The 16,225-nt window shown below is 58.5% G+C and carries 16 protein-coding genes; 13 read left to right on the top strand and 3 right to left on the bottom strand.

Translation table 11 applies throughout. The annotated features are described in order from the left end of the window. The first annotated feature begins 4 nt into the window (after positions 1 to 4). The 6 genes from EKL29_RS19295 to tatD all read left to right on the top strand — a co-directional run bounded on the left by EKL29_RS19295 (position 5) and on the right by tatD (position 4,793). Positions 5 to 610: an SCP2 domain-containing protein gene (locus tag EKL29_RS19295; RefSeq protein WP_120457884.1), complete on the top strand. Its 606-nt coding sequence runs from the start codon at positions 5 to 7 to the stop codon at positions 608 to 610. Further along, entirely contained in the window at positions 607 to 2,244 is a 1,638-nt protein-coding gene (gene ubiB, locus EKL29_RS19290) for a ubiquinone biosynthesis regulatory protein kinase UbiB (RefSeq protein WP_120457882.1), read from the top strand. Before EKL29_RS19295 ends, ubiB begins: the two co-directional genes overlap by 4 nt. Before the next feature lie 112 nt (positions 2,245 to 2,356). After that, a complete protein-coding gene (tatA, locus tag EKL29_RS19285) occupies positions 2,357 to 2,614 on the top strand; it encodes a Sec-independent protein translocase subunit TatA (protein WP_120457881.1) in 258 nt (85 codons plus the stop codon). A gap of 3 nt (positions 2,615 to 2,617) precedes the next feature. Then, the gene (tatB, locus tag EKL29_RS19280) at positions 2,618 to 3,151 is read left to right on the top strand and encodes a Sec-independent protein translocase protein TatB (protein ID WP_120457879.1); all 534 of its coding nucleotides are present in this window, start codon (positions 2,618 to 2,620) and stop codon (positions 3,149 to 3,151) included. A 2-nt stretch (positions 3,152 to 3,153) separates the two neighbouring features. Continuing rightward, positions 3,154 to 3,915 carry a Sec-independent protein translocase subunit TatC gene (gene tatC, locus EKL29_RS19275; protein WP_120457877.1) on the top strand — a complete coding sequence of 254 codons (762 nt, stop codon included), beginning with the start codon at positions 3,154 to 3,156 and terminating at the stop codon, positions 3,913 to 3,915. A 95-nt stretch (positions 3,916 to 4,010) separates the two neighbouring features. Beyond that, positions 4,011 to 4,793 carry a 3'-5' ssDNA/RNA exonuclease TatD gene (tatD, locus tag EKL29_RS19270; protein ID WP_120457876.1) on the top strand — a complete coding sequence of 261 codons (783 nt, stop codon included), beginning with the start codon at positions 4,011 to 4,013 and terminating at the stop codon, positions 4,791 to 4,793. Here tatD and rfaH read toward each other — a convergent pair. Next, positions 4,790 to 5,278: a transcription/translation regulatory transformer protein RfaH gene (rfaH, locus tag EKL29_RS19265; protein ID WP_081137977.1), complete on the bottom strand. Its 489-nt coding sequence runs from the start codon at positions 5,276 to 5,278 to the stop codon at positions 4,790 to 4,792. The genes tatD and rfaH overlap by 4 nt on opposite strands. 197 nt (positions 5,279 to 5,475) lie before the next feature. Here rfaH and pepE point away from each other — a divergent pair, with 197 nt between their 5' ends. The 3 genes from pepE (at position 5,476) to fre (ending at position 8,508) form a co-directional block, all read left to right on the top strand. Next, positions 5,476 to 6,201: a dipeptidase PepE gene (pepE, locus tag EKL29_RS19260; RefSeq protein ID WP_120457874.1), complete on the top strand. Its 726-nt coding sequence runs from the start codon at positions 5,476 to 5,478 to the stop codon at positions 6,199 to 6,201. 79 nt (positions 6,202 to 6,280) lie between these two features. Then, a complete protein-coding gene (gene ubiD, locus EKL29_RS19255) occupies positions 6,281 to 7,765 on the top strand; it encodes a 4-hydroxy-3-polyprenylbenzoate decarboxylase (protein ID WP_120457872.1) in 1,485 nt (494 codons plus the stop codon). Positions 7,766 to 7,806: 41 nt separating this feature from the next. Then, positions 7,807 to 8,508 carry an NAD(P)H-flavin reductase gene (gene fre / locus EKL29_RS19250; RefSeq protein ID WP_126690467.1) on the top strand — a complete coding sequence of 234 codons (702 nt, stop codon included), beginning with the start codon at positions 7,807 to 7,809 and terminating at the stop codon, positions 8,506 to 8,508. Between the two features lie 65 nt (positions 8,509 to 8,573). Here the strand turns inward: fre and fadA are convergent, their stop codons facing one another. Both fadA and fadB read right to left on the bottom strand, forming a co-directional pair. Then, a complete protein-coding gene (gene fadA, locus EKL29_RS19245; RefSeq protein ID WP_120457867.1) occupies positions 8,574 to 9,737 on the bottom strand; it encodes an acetyl-CoA C-acyltransferase FadA in 1,164 nt (387 codons plus the stop codon). A gap of 9 nt (positions 9,738 to 9,746) precedes the next feature. Further along, positions 9,747 to 11,930, bottom strand: coding sequence for a fatty acid oxidation complex subunit alpha FadB (fadB, locus tag EKL29_RS19240; protein ID WP_126690466.1), 2,184 nt, complete (start codon positions 11,928 to 11,930; stop codon positions 9,747 to 9,749). 184 nt (positions 11,931 to 12,114) lie between these two features. On the opposite strand from fadB, the gene pepQ reads away from it, so the two are divergent. Genes pepQ through hemG form a run of 4 tightly spaced genes read left to right on the top strand, consistent with a single transcriptional unit; the run spans position 12,115 to position 16,095 of the window. Next, positions 12,115 to 13,446, top strand: a complete 1,332-nt coding sequence (pepQ, locus tag EKL29_RS19235; RefSeq protein ID WP_126690465.1) for a Xaa-Pro dipeptidase — start codon at positions 12,115 to 12,117, stop codon at positions 13,444 to 13,446. Beyond that, positions 13,446 to 14,063 carry an IMPACT family protein gene (locus tag EKL29_RS19230; RefSeq protein WP_120457861.1) on the top strand — a complete coding sequence of 206 codons (618 nt, stop codon included), beginning with the start codon at positions 13,446 to 13,448 and terminating at the stop codon, positions 14,061 to 14,063. The genes pepQ and EKL29_RS19230 overlap by 1 nt, the downstream gene beginning before the upstream one ends. Before the next feature lie 25 nt (positions 14,064 to 14,088). Further along, on the top strand, positions 14,089 to 15,540 hold the full coding sequence (gene trkH, locus EKL29_RS19225) for a Trk system potassium transporter TrkH (protein ID WP_126690464.1): 1,452 nt from the start codon (positions 14,089 to 14,091) through the stop codon (positions 15,538 to 15,540). 18 nt (positions 15,541 to 15,558) lie between these two features. Further along, positions 15,559 to 16,095 carry a menaquinone-dependent protoporphyrinogen IX dehydrogenase gene (gene hemG, locus EKL29_RS19220; RefSeq protein ID WP_120457858.1) on the top strand — a complete coding sequence of 179 codons (537 nt, stop codon included), beginning with the start codon at positions 15,559 to 15,561 and terminating at the stop codon, positions 16,093 to 16,095. The last annotated feature ends 130 nt before the right edge of the window (positions 16,096 to 16,225 follow it).

Here is a 16,225-nt window from a genome sequence, read left to right as displayed (position 1 = left end):
GGTGATGCGCTTGACGCCCTTGATTACCGCCGGTCTTGAGACCGCGCTAAACCGCATGCTCTATCGCGATCGCAGCCTGAAAGCCGCTCGCCAGCGACTGGTGGGACAGGTGCTGACGCTGCGTCTTGAGGAGCTTTCCCATCCGCTGGTGCTGGTCTTTAGCGAACAGCAGCTCGATGTGTTGAGCGACTGGCAGGACAGCAGCGACTGCACCGTGATTACGCAGCTGAAGACCCTGCCGAAGCTGCGCGACCGCCAGCAGCTGACCAGCCTGATCCGCAGCGGCGAGCTGCAGGTCGAAGGCGATCTGCAGGTTGTGCAGCGCTTTTCCGCGCTGATCGATCTGGCAGAGCTGGATCCGGCCGAATATCTCGCGCCCTGGATCGGCGATATCGCCGCGCAGGGCGTCAGCCAGGCGGCGCAGCGCGTTGTGCGGCGGCTACGTGGCGAGGTCTCACGTCGTCAGGATTATCTGGGGCAGGCATTAACCGAAGAGTGGCGCGTCGCGCCGGGCGCGCTGGAACTGGCGTGGTTTTCTGAGGAGGTAGACGCGATGGAACGTTCGCTTGATGCGCTGAATGCGCGTTTAGCGCAGCTGGAGGCGAAATGACATTTGGAGAGATTCGCCGTTTGTATTTCATCATCAGGATCTTTTTGACCTACGGTCTTGATGAACTGATCCCCCGCATGCGCCTTACCATCCCGCTGCGCCTCTGGCGTCGCACTATTTTCTGGATCCCCAATCGTCATAAAGATGAAGAGATTGGCGTCCGTATGCGACTGGCAATGGAGCAGCTGGGACCGGTCTGGATTAAATTCGGTCAGATGCTCTCAACGCGTCGCGACCTTTTTCCGCCCGTTATTGCCGATCAGCTCGCCATCCTGCAGGATCGCGTCGCGCCTTTTGACGGCGTGAAAGCCAAAGAGCAAATTGAAAAGTCGATCGGCGGTCCGGTTGAAACCTGGTTTGACGATTTCGATATCAAACCGCTGGCGTCAGCGTCGATCGCCCAGGTGCATACCGCTACCCTGAAAGCCACCGGCAAAAAAGTGGTGATCAAGGTGATTCGCCCGGACATCCTGCCGGTGATCAAGGCGGATATGAAGCTGATCTACCGCCTGGCGCGCTGGGTGCCGCGTCTGCTGCCAGACGGGCGTCGTCTGCGTCCCATGGAAGTGGTGCGCGACTATGAGAAGACGTTAATCGACGAGCTGAACCTGCTGCGTGAAGCAGCCAACGCCATTCAGCTGCGCCGTAATTTCGAAGACAGCCGCATGCTCTACGTGCCGGAGGTCTACTCGGACTACTGCAGCGAGACGATGCTGGTGATGGAACGCATTTACGGCATCCCCATCTCCGACGTGGCGACCCTGGAGCAGCACGGCGTCAATATGAAGCTGCTGGCCGAGCGCGGCGTGCAGGTCTTCTTTACCCAGGTTTTCCGGGACAGCTTCTTCCACGCCGATATGCACCCCGGCAATATTTTCGTCAGCTATGACCATCCGGAAGATCCACAATATATCGGCATCGACTGCGGCATTGTCGGTTCGCTGAATAAAGAGGATAAGCGCTACCTGGCGGAAAACTTTATCGCCTTCTTTAACCGCGACTACCGCAAAGTGGCAGAGCTGCACGTTGATTCAGGCTGGGTGCCGCCCGACACCAACGTGGAAGATTTTGAGTTCGCCATTCGTACCGTCTGCGAACCTATCTTTGAAAAGCCGCTGGCGGAGATCTCTTTCGGCCATGTGCTGCTGAACCTGTTCAGCACCGCGCGCCGTTTCAATATGGAAGTCCAGCCGCAGCTGGTGCTGCTGCAAAAAACGCTGCTTTATATTGAAGGCATTGGTCGTCAGCTCTACCCGCAGCTCGATTTGTGGAAAACCGCAAAGCCATTCCTTGAGGACTGGATTAAAGATCAGATTGGTCTGCCTGCGATTCTGCGCGCCGTAAAAGAGAAAGCGCCATTCTGGGCGGAGAAGCTGCCGGAACTGCCGGAGCTTTTCTATGAAAGCATGCGGCACCATAAACTTTTGCAGCACAGCGTCGATAAGCTGACCCACGATATGCACGCCCAGCGGACGCGCCATCATAAAGCGCGCTATCTGTTCGGCGTCGGCGCGACCCTGCTGTTAAGCGGTACTGCCGTATTGCTGAGTCGTCCGGACTGGGATTTCTTCCCGGCCCTGTTAATGGCGGCGGGTTTCGTCACCTGGCTCATCGGCTGGCGTAAGACAAACTAATTGTCAGCCACGCCTGAATCGCGGTAATGTCGCAGCCTTAAGCCCGGCGTCATCAGGGCTTTTGGCTGACATTATTCTTCTCAATATCTCGCAACATCAGAGGCTATATCTCATGGGCGGTATCAGTATCTGGCAATTGTTAATCATTGCCGTCATCGTTGTTCTTTTGTTTGGAACCAATAAGTTAAAAAACCTGGGTTCCGATCTTGGTTCTTCTATCAAGGGCTTTAAAAAAGCCATGAGCGATGAAGAAGAGAAAAAGAACGAACCAAACCCGCCGCAGGACGCTGACTTTAGCGCTAAAACGCTGGCGGACAAACAGCAAACTCCGGCTAACAAAGAAGAAGCCAAAAACGACAAGCAGGTATAAACCGTGTTCGACATTGGTTTTAGTGAACTGGTATTAGTGTTCGTGATCGGGCTGATTGTTCTCGGCCCGCAACGATTACCGGTTGCGGTAAAAACCGTAGTCGGCTGGATTCGGGCGATGCGCTCGCTGGCCGCCAACGTGCAGCATGAGCTGGCGCAAGAGCTGAAACTGCAGGAGCTGCAGGACAGCCTGAAAAAAGTGGAAGAGGCGAGCCGCGGCACCATGTCGCCGGAGCTGAAAGAGTCAATGGAAGAGCTGCGTAAAACCGCCGATTCAATGAAGCGTTCGGTTCAGCAGAGCATCGACATCGAGAAAGCCGAGGACGAAGCCAATACCATTCATGCGCCGCAGCAGCAGCGCGCGGCTGAGTCCGTGACGCCCGCGACGGCCCACACGCAGGCCAGCGCCCCGGCGCAGACGCCAGATGTCGCTGACCCCGCTAAAACCGATGCGAACCTGCAAGCGCCGGTTGTTAACCCGCAACCGGCCGCGTCGCGCAGTCCGGCAACAACCTCTTCTGCAAATGATGAACGATAACCATGGCCGTTGAAGATACCCAACCGCTTATCAGCCATCTGATTGAGCTGCGTAAGCGTCTGCTGTACTGCATTATCGCGGTGTTTGTGATTTTCCTGGCGCTGATCTCTTTCGCCAATGACATCTATCATTTGGTCGCCTCGCCGCTGATCAGCCAGATGCCGGCAGGCGCCAGCATGATTGCTACCGATGTCGCGTCGCCCTTTTTTACGCCGATTAAGCTCACCATCATCGTGTCGGTTTTTCTTGCGGTGCCGGTCATTCTCTATCAGGTATGGGCTTTCGTCGCCCCGGCGCTCTATCGTCACGAACGTAAGCTGGTGATGCCGCTGCTCTTCTCCAGCACCCTGCTGTTTTACGTCGGCGTGGCCTTTGCCTACTTTATCGTCTTCCCGCTGGCGTTCGGCTTCTTTGCTAAAACCGCGCCGCAGGGCGTGACTATCGCAACCGATATCACTAACTACCTCGACTTCGTGATGACGCTGTTTATGGCGTTCGGCGTGGCGTTCGAAGTGCCGGTGGCGATTGTGCTGCTCTGCTGGACCGGCATTACCACGCCGGAAGATTTGAAAAAGAAACGTCCTTACATCCTGGTCGGCGCGTTCGTTGTTGGGATGCTGCTCACACCGCCGGACGTTTTCTCGCAAACTTTGCTCGCTATTCCGATGTACTGCCTGTTTGAAGTCGGCGTATTCTTTTCCCGTTACTACGTCGGGAAGGGACGGCGGTCGCAGGAAGAAGAGGAACAGCATACCGATTCCTGATCCGCTCTGATTATGTTTCCCGCGCCTGGCGGGTAGAACCTGTTACCGAACCGCCCATCTGGGCGGTTTTTGTTTAATAAGCTATGGGAAAAATTATGTTTGATATCGGTGTAAACCTGACCAGCACGCAATTCGCCGCCGACCGCGACAAGGTGGTAAAGCGCGCGCGCGAAGCGGGCGTCACCGGCATATTAATAACCGGGACCAATGCGCTGGAGAGCCAGCAGGCGCAGCGGCTGGCGGAGCGCCAGCCCGACTTTTGCTGGTCTACGGCGGGCGTGCATCCGCATCACGCCAGTGAGTGGTCGAATGAGACGGCCAATACGCTGCGTCGTCTGGCAGAGCGGCCGCAGGTGGTGGCGATTGGCGAATGCGGGCTCGATTTCAACCGCAACCTCGCCGCGCACGATCAGCAGGAGTACGCTTTTGACGCGCAGCTGGCGCTGGCCGCCGAACTGAATATGCCGGTATTTCTCCACTGCCGCGAGGCGCACGATCGTTTTGCGGCGGTGCTGGCGCCCTGGCTGCCGAAGCTGCCGGGCGCGGTGGTGCACTGCTTTACCGGCACGCGCGAGGAGCTGGAGGCCTGTCTGGCGATGGGGCTGTCGGTGGGCATTACCGGCTGGGTGTGCGATGAACGACGTGGCATGGCGCTGCGCGACATGCTGCCGCTGATTCCAGCAGATCGTCTGCTGCTGGAGACGGACGCGCCTTATCTGCTACCGCGCGATATGCATCCACGGCCCGCGTCACGTCGTAATGAGCCTTGTTTTCTGCCGCATATCGTGCAGCAGGTGGCGAAGTGGCGCGGGGAAGAGCAGGATGCGCTGGCGGCGCAGGTCGATCGCAACGCGCGTGCGCTGTTCCGCCTGGCTTAAAGTTTGCGGAACTGCTTGTTGTCTACGCTACGCATCACCTGCTTATTCAGCAGGTTAAGCAGCAGCATAGAGCGGGTTTCGCCGTCTGGTTCGGCGAAGATGGCGCGCAGGCCTTCAAAGGTTCCTTCGGTGATGATGACCTCATCGCCGACCTGCGGCGTTTCCGGATCGATCAGCGTTTGCGGCGCGTCGGTTTGCAGCGCTTCGATGACCGCTGAAGGCACCGTCGCGGGCAGCGTGCCGAAGCGCACGAAGTGGCTGACGCCGCGCGTGCTGCTGATGGTGGTGGTATGAATCGCTTCCGGATCGAATTCGATAAACAGGTAGTTAGGAAACAGGGGCTCACTCACGGTGGTCCGTTTGCCGCGCACCACTTTTTCCAGAGCGATCATTGGGCTGAGGCAATGCACCTCTTGCCGCTCAAGATGCTCTTTCGCGCGCAACAGCTGTCCACGTTTGCAATAGAGTAAGTACCAGGATTCCATAAATGCTCCCATTGAATGGACGCTAAGAATAGCAAACCTGCTGCCAGAGTTATAGCGCATCGCAGCGCGGAAAGATGCCGGGGCGGGCAAACTGGCTGAGGTTTCCGCAAACAGCCCGCCGCAAGAAGGATAATTGACGAGCGGCGGTGCGCTGGGTCAGACTCGGTGCTTATCACGTTTGCGAAAAGGATCTGCTGATGGAACTGTTTTTATTGAGCAACGGCAAGCTGGCTGACGATGCGCCTTTGCTGGGTTATGCGCAGCCGCAGCTGCACGCGATGATCGCCCAGCGCGGTATCCGTTCTGCGGTGCTGGTGCCGTACGCCATTATTCGCGGTGACCATCAACAGCGCGCCGCCGAGCTGAGCGCGTCGCTGGGCGTGGCGGTTCGCTGCGTGCAGGATTTCGCTACGCCGGTGGCGGCCATCGAGCAGGCCGAACTGATTCTGGTCAGCGGCGGCAATACCTGGCTGCTCAATCAGATGCTGCACGAGACCGGCCTGATCGTAGCGATCCAGCGCGCTGTACGCGAACGGGCGGTGCCTTACGTCGGCTGGAGCGCCGGCTGCAACGTGGCGACGCCGTCGATTCGCACCACTAATGATATGCCGGTGCGCAGTAGTGTGGTCTTGCCTGCGCTGGGCCTGTTTCCGCTCCAGATCAACCCACACTATCTTGATGCGCATGCCAGCGGGCATATGGGCGAAACGCGCGACGAACGCCTGGCGGAGTTTTGCGCCGTCAATCCTGAGGAGTCGGTCATTGCGCTGCGCGAAGGCAGCTTCCTGCATGTGCATGAAAACCAGCTCTCTTACTTCAGCGTGCGCGACGAAGACTTTAAAGTTTTTCGCCACGAACAGCCGATCCAGGCTTATCGCGACGTCTCGGCGCTACAGGCGCTGGTTCCTTTTCGCTGCAACTGAGGTTGCCGCATAAAATCCAACACGGCTTAAGAATCGGCCCTATAATGGCCGATTCACTTTGGCTGGAAGCGAAGGCCGCATGAAATATCACGATTTACGAGACTTCCTCACCCTGCTGGAACAGCGCGGCGAGTTGAAGCGTATTAGCCAGTCTATCGATCCTGAACTGGAAATGACGGAAATCGCCGACCGCACGCTGCGCGCTGGCGGACCGGCGCTGTTGTTTGAAAATCCTAAAGGCTATGACATGCCGGTGCTGTGCAACCTGTTTGGCACGCCGAAACGCGTGGCGATGGGCATGGGCCAGGAAGAGGTTAGCGCTCTGCGCGAAGTCGGCAAGCTGCTGGCGTTTCTGAAAGAGCCGGAGCCGCCGAAAGGCTTTCGCGATCTGTTCGACAAAATGCCGCAGTTTAAACAGGTGCTGAACATGCCGACCAAACGGCTGCGCAACGCGCCCTGTCAGGAAGTGGTGTTCAGCGGCGATGAGGTTGATCTGTCGCGCATTCCGGTTATGAAGTGCTGGCCGGACGACGCCGCGCCGCTGATTACCTGGGGGCTGACCGTCACGCGTGGCCCGCACAAGGAGCGGCAAAATCTGGGCATCTATCGTCAGCAGGTGATTGGCAAAAACCGCCTGATTATGCGCTGGCTCTCCCACCGCGGCGGCGCGCTCGACTTTCAGGAGTGGTGCCAGACGCATCCCGGCGAACGCTTCCCGGTGTCGGTGGCGCTCGGCGCCGATCCCGCCACTATTCTCGGCGCGGTGACGCCGGTACCGGACACGCTGTCGGAGTATGCTTTCGCCGGCCTGCTGCGCGGCAACAAAACCGAAGTGGTGAAGTGTCTCTCCAACGATCTGGAAGTGCCCGCCAGCGCGGAGATCGTGCTGGAAGGCTATATTGAGCCGGGCGATATGGCGCCGGAAGGGCCGTATGGCGATCATACGGGCTACTACAATGAAGTTGATAACTTTCCCGTTTTCACCGTCACGCACGTCACGCAGCGGCAGAACGCCATCTATCACTCCACCTATACCGGCCGTCCGCCAGATGAACCGGCGGTGCTGGGCGTCGCGCTGAACGAAGTGCTGGTGCCGATCCTGATTAAGCAGTTTCCGGAGATCGTGGATTTCTATCTGCCGCCGGAGGGGTGCTCTTACCGCCTGGCCGTAGTGACGATGAAGAAACAGTATGCAGGTCATGCCAAACGCGTCATGTTCGGCGTCTGGTCATTCCTGCGGCAGTTCATGTACACCAAATTTGTTATTGTGTGTGACGACGATGTTAACGCACGCGACTGGAACGACGTGATCTGGGCCATTACCACGCGTATGGATCCGGCACGCGATACGGTACTGGTAGAGAACACGCCTATCGACTATCTGGATTTCGCCTCGCCGGTTTCCGGTCTGGGTTCCAAGATGGGCCTGGACGCGACCAATAAATGGCCGGGCGAGACCCAGCGCGAGTGGGGACGTCCGATCGTGAAAGATCCCGCCGTGACGGCGCGCATCGACGCGATCTGGGATGACTTAGGCATCTTTAACCCGCCGCCGCAGCGCTGACGGCGAGCACAACCCTAATGACGACCCGACAGAGGGAACGCATGACAACCTTAAGCTGTAAAGTAACCTCGGTTGAAGCGATTACCGATACCGTATATCGCGTTCGCCTGATCCCCGAAGCGGATTTTACCTTTCGCGCCGGGCAGTATTTGATGGTGGTAATGGACGAACGCGACAAGCGCCCGTTCTCGCTCGCCTCGACGCCGATGGAAAAGGATATTATCGAGCTGCATATCGGTGCTTCCGATCTTAATCTCTACGCCATGGCGGTGATGGATCGCATTCGCGACGATCGTCAGATCACCGTGGATATTCCGCACGGCGACGCCTGGCTACGGGAAGATAGCACGCGCCCGATTGTCCTGATCGCTGGCGGCACCGGTTTTTCCTATGCGCGCTCAATCCTGCTGACCGCGCTGGCGCAGCAGCCGGATCGCGATATCGCCATTTACTGGGGCGGCCGCGAACTGCAGCACCTTTACGATCTGGATGAGCTCAAGGCGCTGGCGGTGAAGCACCCGAATTTACGCGTGGTGCCGGTAGTCGAGCAGCCGGAAGAGGGCTGGCAGGGACGTTCTGGTACGGTGCTGACTGCTGTTATGCAGGATTACGCCACGCTGGCGGAGCATGATATCTATATCGCCGGACGCTTTGAGATGGCGAAGATCGCGCGCGACCGCTTCTGCGTCGAGCGCGGCGCAAAAGAGACGCAGATGTTTGGTGACGCGTTCGCCTTTATTTAAGGCGCCGCAGGCAGAAAAAACCCGCCCCTGACAGGCGGGAACAAACTACCAACATAATCAACGTATTACAGACGTTCAAATACGGTTGCGATGCCCTGGCCTAAGCCGATGCACATGCTGGCAAGGCCGAACTGGGCATCGCGTCGTTCCATAATATTCAGCAGCGTGGTGCTGATGCGCGTGCCGGAACAGCCGAGCGGATGCCCGAGCGCAATCGCGCCGCCGTTCAGGTTCACTTTGTCGTCCAGCTTTTCCAGCAAACCGAGATCTTTAATGCAGGGCAGCGTCTGCGCGGCGAAGGCTTCATTCAGCTCGAATACCTCAATATCTTCCACGCTTAATCCGGCGCGCTTCAGCGCCAGCTTGCTGGCGGGCACCGGGCCGTAGCCCATAATTGACGGGTCACAGCCGATGACCGCCATGCTTTTGATACGCGCGCGCGGCGTCAGGCCCAGTTCGCGCGCGCGGCTCTCGCTCATCACCAGCATCGCGGATGCGCCGTCGGAGAGCGCCGATGAGCTGCCCGCCGTGACCGTGCCGTTGACCGGGTCGAACGCCGGCTTCAGTGCCGCCAGCCCTTCGAGGCTGGTCTCCTCGCGGATCACTTCGTCATAGTCGTAGCGTTTCAGCACGCCGTCGGCGTCGTGTCCGTAGGTCGGCACAATCTCCCGCAAAAAGTCGCCGCGCTGCGTTGCAGCCCAGGCGCGCTGGTGAGAGCGCAGCGCGAAGGCGTCCTGCTGCTCGCGGCTGATATGATGCATATGCGCCAGCATTTCCGCGGTCAGACCCATCATGCCCGCCGCTTTAGCCACCGTACGGCCCAGTCCGGGATGAAAATCGACGCCGTGGCTCATCGGCACATGTCCCATATGTTCAACGCCGCCGACTAAACAGGCGTGCGCGTCGCCTACCATGATGGCCCGTGCCGCATCGTGCAGCGCCTGCATTGATGAGCCGCACAGGCGATTGACGGTGGTCGCCGGAACGCGATGGGGGATTTCCGCCAGCAGCGCGGCGTTGCGCGCAATATTGAATCCCTGCTCCAGCGTCTGCTGCACGCAGCCCCACACCACATCATCCAGGCTCGCGGGATTGAGCGCCGGATAGCGGTTTAACAGTTCGCGCATCAGGTGCGCGGAGAGGTCTTCCGCCCTTACCTGGCGGAAGGCGCCGCCTTTGGAGCGGCCCATCGGCGTGCGGAGCGCATCAATAATCACCACATTTTCCATTTTCTTTCCTCAGGCGCTTTGCAGCGCCGCTTCGTCGATGGGTTTAACCGCCGGATACCAGTTTTCGCGTCGATGCGCTTTCTGCAACAGCAGTTCAGGCAGCTGATAAAGCGCGCCAAGATCGCTGTAGCGTCTCGCCTGATCTACGACGTTGCTGTTGCCGAGCGTGTCGAGATAGCGCAGCGCGCCGCCGCGGAAGGGCGGGAAGCCGAGCCCGTAGACCAGCGCCATATCGGCTTCGGCTGGAGAGGCGATAATGTTCTCTTCCAGGCAGCGTACGACTTCATTAAGCATCGGAATCATCATGCGGTTGAGGATCTCTTCGTCGCTGAAGACGCGCGTAGAGGCGCATACCGGGTTAAGCAGCGCGTCCACCTCTGCATCGTTCGTTTTTTTCGCTTTGCCTTTGCGATCCGTCTCCCAGCGGTAGAAGCCTTTGCCGTTCTTCTGGCCATAGCGCTCGGCTTCGAACAGCACGTCGATAGCGTCGCGGTAATCTTTCTGCATGCGCGTCGGAAAACCCTCCGCCATCACGCGCTGCGCGTGATGCGCGGTATCGATGCCGACCACGTCCAGCAGCCAGGCCGGGCCCATCGGCCAGCCGAACTGCTTCTCCATCACTTTGTCGATCTGGCGGAAATCGGCGCCGTCGCGCAGAAGCAGGCCGAACGCGGCGAAATAGGGGAAGAGCACGCGGTTGACGAAGAAGCCGGGGCAGTCATTGACGACGATCGGCGTTTTGCCCATTTTGCTCGCCCAGGCCACCACTTTGCCGATGGTGGCGTCACTGCTCTTCTCGCCGCGCACCACCTCCACCAGCGGCATGCGCGGCACCGGGTTGAAGAAGTGCATGCCGCAGAAATTCTCAGGGCGTGTTAGCGCCTGCGCCAGCTGGCTGATGGGGATCGTGGAGGTATTAGAAGCGAGTACCGCATCCGCGCGCAGATGCTGCTCGGTTTCCGCCAGCACTTTCGCTTTGACCTGCGGATTTTCCACTACCGCTTCGACCACGATATCGGCGCGTTCAAAACCGGCATAGTCGAGCGTGGGCTGAATCATCGCAATGGTGCTGGCCAGCCTGGCGCCGTCGATCTTGCCGCGCTCCAGCTGTTTATTCAGCAGCTTGCTCGCTTCGCTCATGCCCAGCGCCAGCGCCTGCGGTTGAATATCTTTCATCTTCACCGGTACGCCTTTCCACGCCGACTGATAGCTGATGCCGCCGCCCATAATGCCCGCGCCCAGTACTGCCGCCTGCTCAGGCGTGCTGCTGGCGCTGGCATATTTTTTCGCCAGCCCTTTGACGTACTGATCGTTAAGGAAAATGCCGACCAGCGCGCGCGCCTCATCGCTCTGCGCCAGCGGCACGAAAGCGGCGGTTTCCAGCTTCAGCGCATCGTCCCGTCCCAGCGCGGCGGCGGCCTCAATGGTTTTTACCGCGGCGAGCGGCGCAGGATAGTGTTTGCCTGCGGTCTGCAGCACGACGCTTTTGGCAACGGTAAAGCTCATGGCCGCCTCGATGGGACTCAGGCGCAGCGGCGCCAGTTTTGGCGCGCGGCGCGTCTGCCAGCCGCCCTGTTCGATGGCGTCTTTCAGCATGGCGAGCGCGGCATCGCGCAGTTTGTCGCTGCTGACCACCGCATCGACCAGCCCGAGCTTCAGCGCGCTAACGCCGTCGACCTCTTTTCCGGCGGCGATGATCTCCAGCGCGGCATCTGCGCCCAGCAGGCGCGGCAGGCGTACGCTGCCGCCGAAGCCGGGCATGATGCCCAGTCGGGTTTCCGGCAGCCCGATACGCGCGCCGGGAGTGGCGACGCGGAGATCGGTCGCCAGGATGCATTCGCACCCGCCGCCCAGCGCGTAGCCATCTATAGCGGCGATAGTCGGCACCGGCAGATCTTCCAGCCGGTTAAAGATGCTGTTAGCGAAGGCCAGCCACTGGCTGAGCTTTTCCGTCGGTGCGTCGAACAGCGAGAGAAATTCAGTAATATCGGCCCCGACGATAAAGGCGGGTTTAGCCGAACTCAGCAGCACGCCGCGCAGTGCGGTCTGTTGCTCCAGCACGCTAATCGCTTCGCCAAAACTGGCGACGGTTTTGGTGTCGAGTTTATTGACTGAGCCGGGGGCGTTGAACTGCAGCTCAGCGACGCCGTCTTCAAGCCAGCGCAGTGAAAGGGTATCGCCTTGGTAGAGCATGTGCGTCTCCTGATCGCGAAAGGGGATCTGGTCGTACCAGATGATCAGGAGTGTGGGATTCGTGTTAATTTTTTGCAAACCAAAGTTTGATTATTTGCTAACAGGATCACAGCGTCTGCAACGCGGCGTTCAGGCTGCGGCTGTGCTACACTGCGGCGATTTTCGCGACACGGGAGAGCGAGCAATGGATTCAATGAAAACGCTGTATCAGACGCATATCGCTACGCTGCAACAGCGGGCGCAGCAGGTGCTGGCACGTAATAAACTGGATGCGATGTTGATTCACTCCGGCGAATTACTGACGGTTTTTCTCGACGATCATGACTATCCCTTTAAGGTGAATCCCCAGTTCAAAGCCTGGGTGCCGGTCACGCAGGTGCCGAACTGCTGGCTCTGGATCGACGGGGTCAATAAGCCCAAACTCTGGTTCTACTCGCCGGTCGATTACTGGCATAACGTTGAGCCGTTACCGAACAGCTTCTGGACTGAGGCCGTTGAGGTAATGGGTCTGAAAAGCGCCGATGAGATTGCTCAGCTGCTGCCCGCGCAGCGCGATAAGGTCGCCTATATCGGTCCAGTCGTGCAGCGCGCCGCGCAGCTGGGCATCAGCGCCGATAACATTAACCCGAAAGCGGTGATCGATTTTCTGCACTACCATCGCAGCATCAAAACCGATTACGAGCTGGCCTGTATGCGCGAGGCGCAAAAGCTGGCTGTCGCCGGGCATCGCGCCGCTAAAGAGGCGTTTTTCTCTGGTCTGAGCGAGTTCGATATCAATCAGGCTTACCTGACGGCGACTGGCCATCGCGATATCGATGTGCCCTACGGCAATATTATTGCGCTTAACGAGCACGCCGCTGTACTGCATTACACTCGCCTCGATCACCAGCCACCGTCGAAACGCCACAGCTTTCTGATTGACGCGGGCGCCGAATATCTCGGCTATGCCGCCGATTTAACGCGCAGCTATGCGGCGCAAAAGAACTCGCTTTATGCCAGCCTGGTCGCGGCGATGAACAGCGAGGAGCTGGCGCTGATCGGCACGCTGAAAGCGGGCGTTCGCTACACCGACTATCATCTGCAGATGCATCAGCGCATCGCTAAGCTGCTGCTGAAATTCGAGCTGGCGCAAGGGATAAGTGAAGAGGCGCTGGTGGCGGAAAACATCACCGGACCCTTTATGCCGCACGGGCTGGGGCATCCGCTCGGTTTGCAGGTGCATGATGTCGCAGGCTTTATGCAGGATGAGGCGGGCACGCATCTGGCGGCCCCGGCGCAATATCCTTATCTGCGCTGCACGCGCGTGCTGGAGCCAGGCATGGTGCTGACCATCGAACCGGGCTTCTATATTATCGAGTCGCTGCTGGCGCCGCTGCGGGAAGATCCGTTCAGTCAATACCTTAACTGGCAAGCGATTGATGCGCTGAAGCCCTACGGCGGCATTCGCATTGAAGATAACGTCGTGATCCATGCGAACCGTATTGAGAACATGACGCGCGATCTGCACCTTGCCTGATGGACGCTTACGATATTCCCGCTGATGCCGTCAGCATCAGCGAGGAGACGATTAAGAAAAGCCGCTTTATCACGCTGCTGGCCCATACCGACGGCGTGGAGGCGGCGCGCGCCTTTGTTCAGCAGGTGAAAGGCGAACATCCCGACGCGCGTCATCACTGCTGGGCCTGGGTTGCGGGCGCGCCGCAGGATTCGCAGCAGCTGGGCTTTTCAGATGACGGCGAACCCTCCGGTACGGCGGGCAAACCGATGCTGGCGCAGCTGATGGGCGCGGATATCGGCGAGATCACCGCCGTGGTGGTGCGCTACTATGGCGGCGTTATGCTGGGCACCGGCGGACTGGTAAAAGCCTACGGTGGCGGCGTTCAGCAAGGGCTTAAGCAGCTGGCGCGCATGCGCAAAGTGCCTGTGAAACGCTATGAGCTAAAGTGCGATTATGCTCAGTTAGGCGATATCGAACGCCTGCTGGCCAGGTTCGACGGCCGCATCGATGAGGTTGTTTACCTGGACCGTATCGCTCTGACGCTGGCGCTACCCTATGCGCACATTGACGCTTTCAAACAGACGCTTTCTGACTTTAGCCGGGGCGCGCTGAGCCTCGACCCTTTAACACCATGACAACTCATTTCTAAGGAACGGCTGAATGCATTTTCGCGCCATTACTCGCATTGTCGGTCTGCTGGTCATTCTCTTTTCCGTAACCATGATCGTGCCGGGGCTGGTGGCTTTAATTTATCGCGATGGCGCCGGGCGCGCGTTTAGCCAGACTTTTTTGATGGCGCTGGCGATCGGCTCGCTGCTGTGGTGGCCGAACCGCAAACAGCGTACCGAGCTGAAGCCGCGCGAAGGCTTCTTAATCGTCGTGCTCTTCTGGACGGTGCTGGGCAGCGTGGGGGCGATGCCTTTTATCTTCGCCGAGCAGCCGCATCTCTCCGTGACTGACGCTTTCTTTGAGTCCTTTTCCGGTCTGACGACAACCGGCGCAACCACCCTTGTGGGGCTCGATACGATGCCTAAAGCCATTCTGTTTTATCGGCAGATGCTGCAGTGGCTGGGGGGGATGGGGATCATTGTGCTGGCGGTGGCGATTCTCCCTATTCTGGGCGTAGGCGGCATGCAGCTTTACCGCGCGGAAATGCCGGGGCCGCTGAAGGACAATAAGATGCGACCGCGTATTGCCGAAACCGCGAAAACGCTGTGGCTTATCTACGTATTGCTGACAATAGCCTGCGCCGTGGCGCTCTGGCTGGCGGGCATGCCGCTCTTCGATGCGATAGGACACAGCTTCTCGACCATCGCCATTGGCGGCTTTTCTACGCATGATGCCAGTATCGGCTATTTCAATAGCGGCACCATCAACACTATCATCGGTATCTTTCTGCTGATTTCAGGCTGTAATTACGGCCTGCACTTTTCGCTGCTCAGCAATCGCAGCCTACGCGTCTACTGGCGCGATCCGGAGTTTCGCACCTTTATCGGCGTGCAGCTTACGCTGGTCATTATCTGCACGCTGGTGCTCTGGTTCCACAACGTTTACTCCAGCGGCTGGCAAACCCTGAATCAGGCTTTTTTCCAGGTGGTATCGATGGCGACCACGGCAGGATTCACTACCGACAGCATTGCACGCTGGCCGTTGTTTTTACCGGTGCTGTTGCTCTGCTCCGCTTTTATTGGCGGAATGGCGGGCTCTACCGGCGGCGGTCTGAAGGTGATCCGTATTCTGCTGCTGTGCAAGCAGGGTTCGCGCGAGCTGAAGCGTCTGGTGCATCCAAATGCGGTCTACACCATCAAGCTCGGCAACCGCGCGCTGCCGGAGCGTATTCTGGAAGCGGTATGGGGATTCTTCTCCGCCTATGCGCTGGTGTTTCTGATCAGCATGCTGGCGATTATCGCGACCGGCGTCGATGACTTTTCTGCGTTTGCAGCCGTTGCGGCGACCCTGAATAACCTGGGGCCAGGACTGGGCGTAGTGGCGGACAACTTTACGTCGATGAATGACGTGGCGAAATGGATCCTGATCTCGACCATGCTGTTTGGACGTCTTGAAGTGTTTACCTTATTAGTCCTCTTTACGCCGACCTTCTGGCGTGAATAAGCAAAACAGGATGTAACGATGAAAGCCTTGATTCTCTTTTCCAGCCGCGACGGGCAAGCGCGCGAAATCGCCTCTTATATTGCCAGCGAGATAAAAGCGCAGCAGGCGTGCGACGTTATCAATATTCTGCATGCCGGGTCCGTTGACTGGCTGCAATACGATCGCGTGCTGATTGGCGCCTCGATCCGCTATGGCCATTTCCATCCGGCGGTCGCGAAATTCGTTAAGGCGCATCTGCGTGAACTACAGCAGCGTGCGAGCGGCTTCTTCTGCGTGAACCTGACTGCGCGTAAGCCGGAGAAACGTTCTCCGCAAACTAATGCCTATACGCGTAAGTTCTTACAGCAGTCGCCCTGGCAGCCTGATTGCTGCGCCGTGTTCGCTGGCGCGCTGCGCTATCCACGCTATCGCTGGTTTGACCGGGTGATGATTCAGTTGATTATGCGCATGACGGGCGGGGAAACGGACAAGACGAAAGAGGTGGAGTACACCGACTGGCATCAGGTGGCGCGTTTTGCGCAGGAATTTGCTCAGTTACCCACCAAATCGGCGTGAATAACAGCGATTTGACGAAAATTAATGCGAACGATAATTTTTTTTAAATTAGCGCTTGTCAGCCGGAAAGAACTCCCTATAATGCGCCTCCACTGACACGGCACAACGGCTTACGAAGCGCGGTGTTCAG

This window comes from Pantoea sp. YU22 (genome assembly GCF_003970755.1).
Lineage (GTDB): Bacteria > Pseudomonadota > Gammaproteobacteria > Enterobacterales > Enterobacteriaceae > Pantoea > Pantoea piersonii.
The sequence above is the reverse complement of the archived record's forward strand: the minus strand, read 5'-3'. Positions and strand labels throughout refer to the sequence as shown.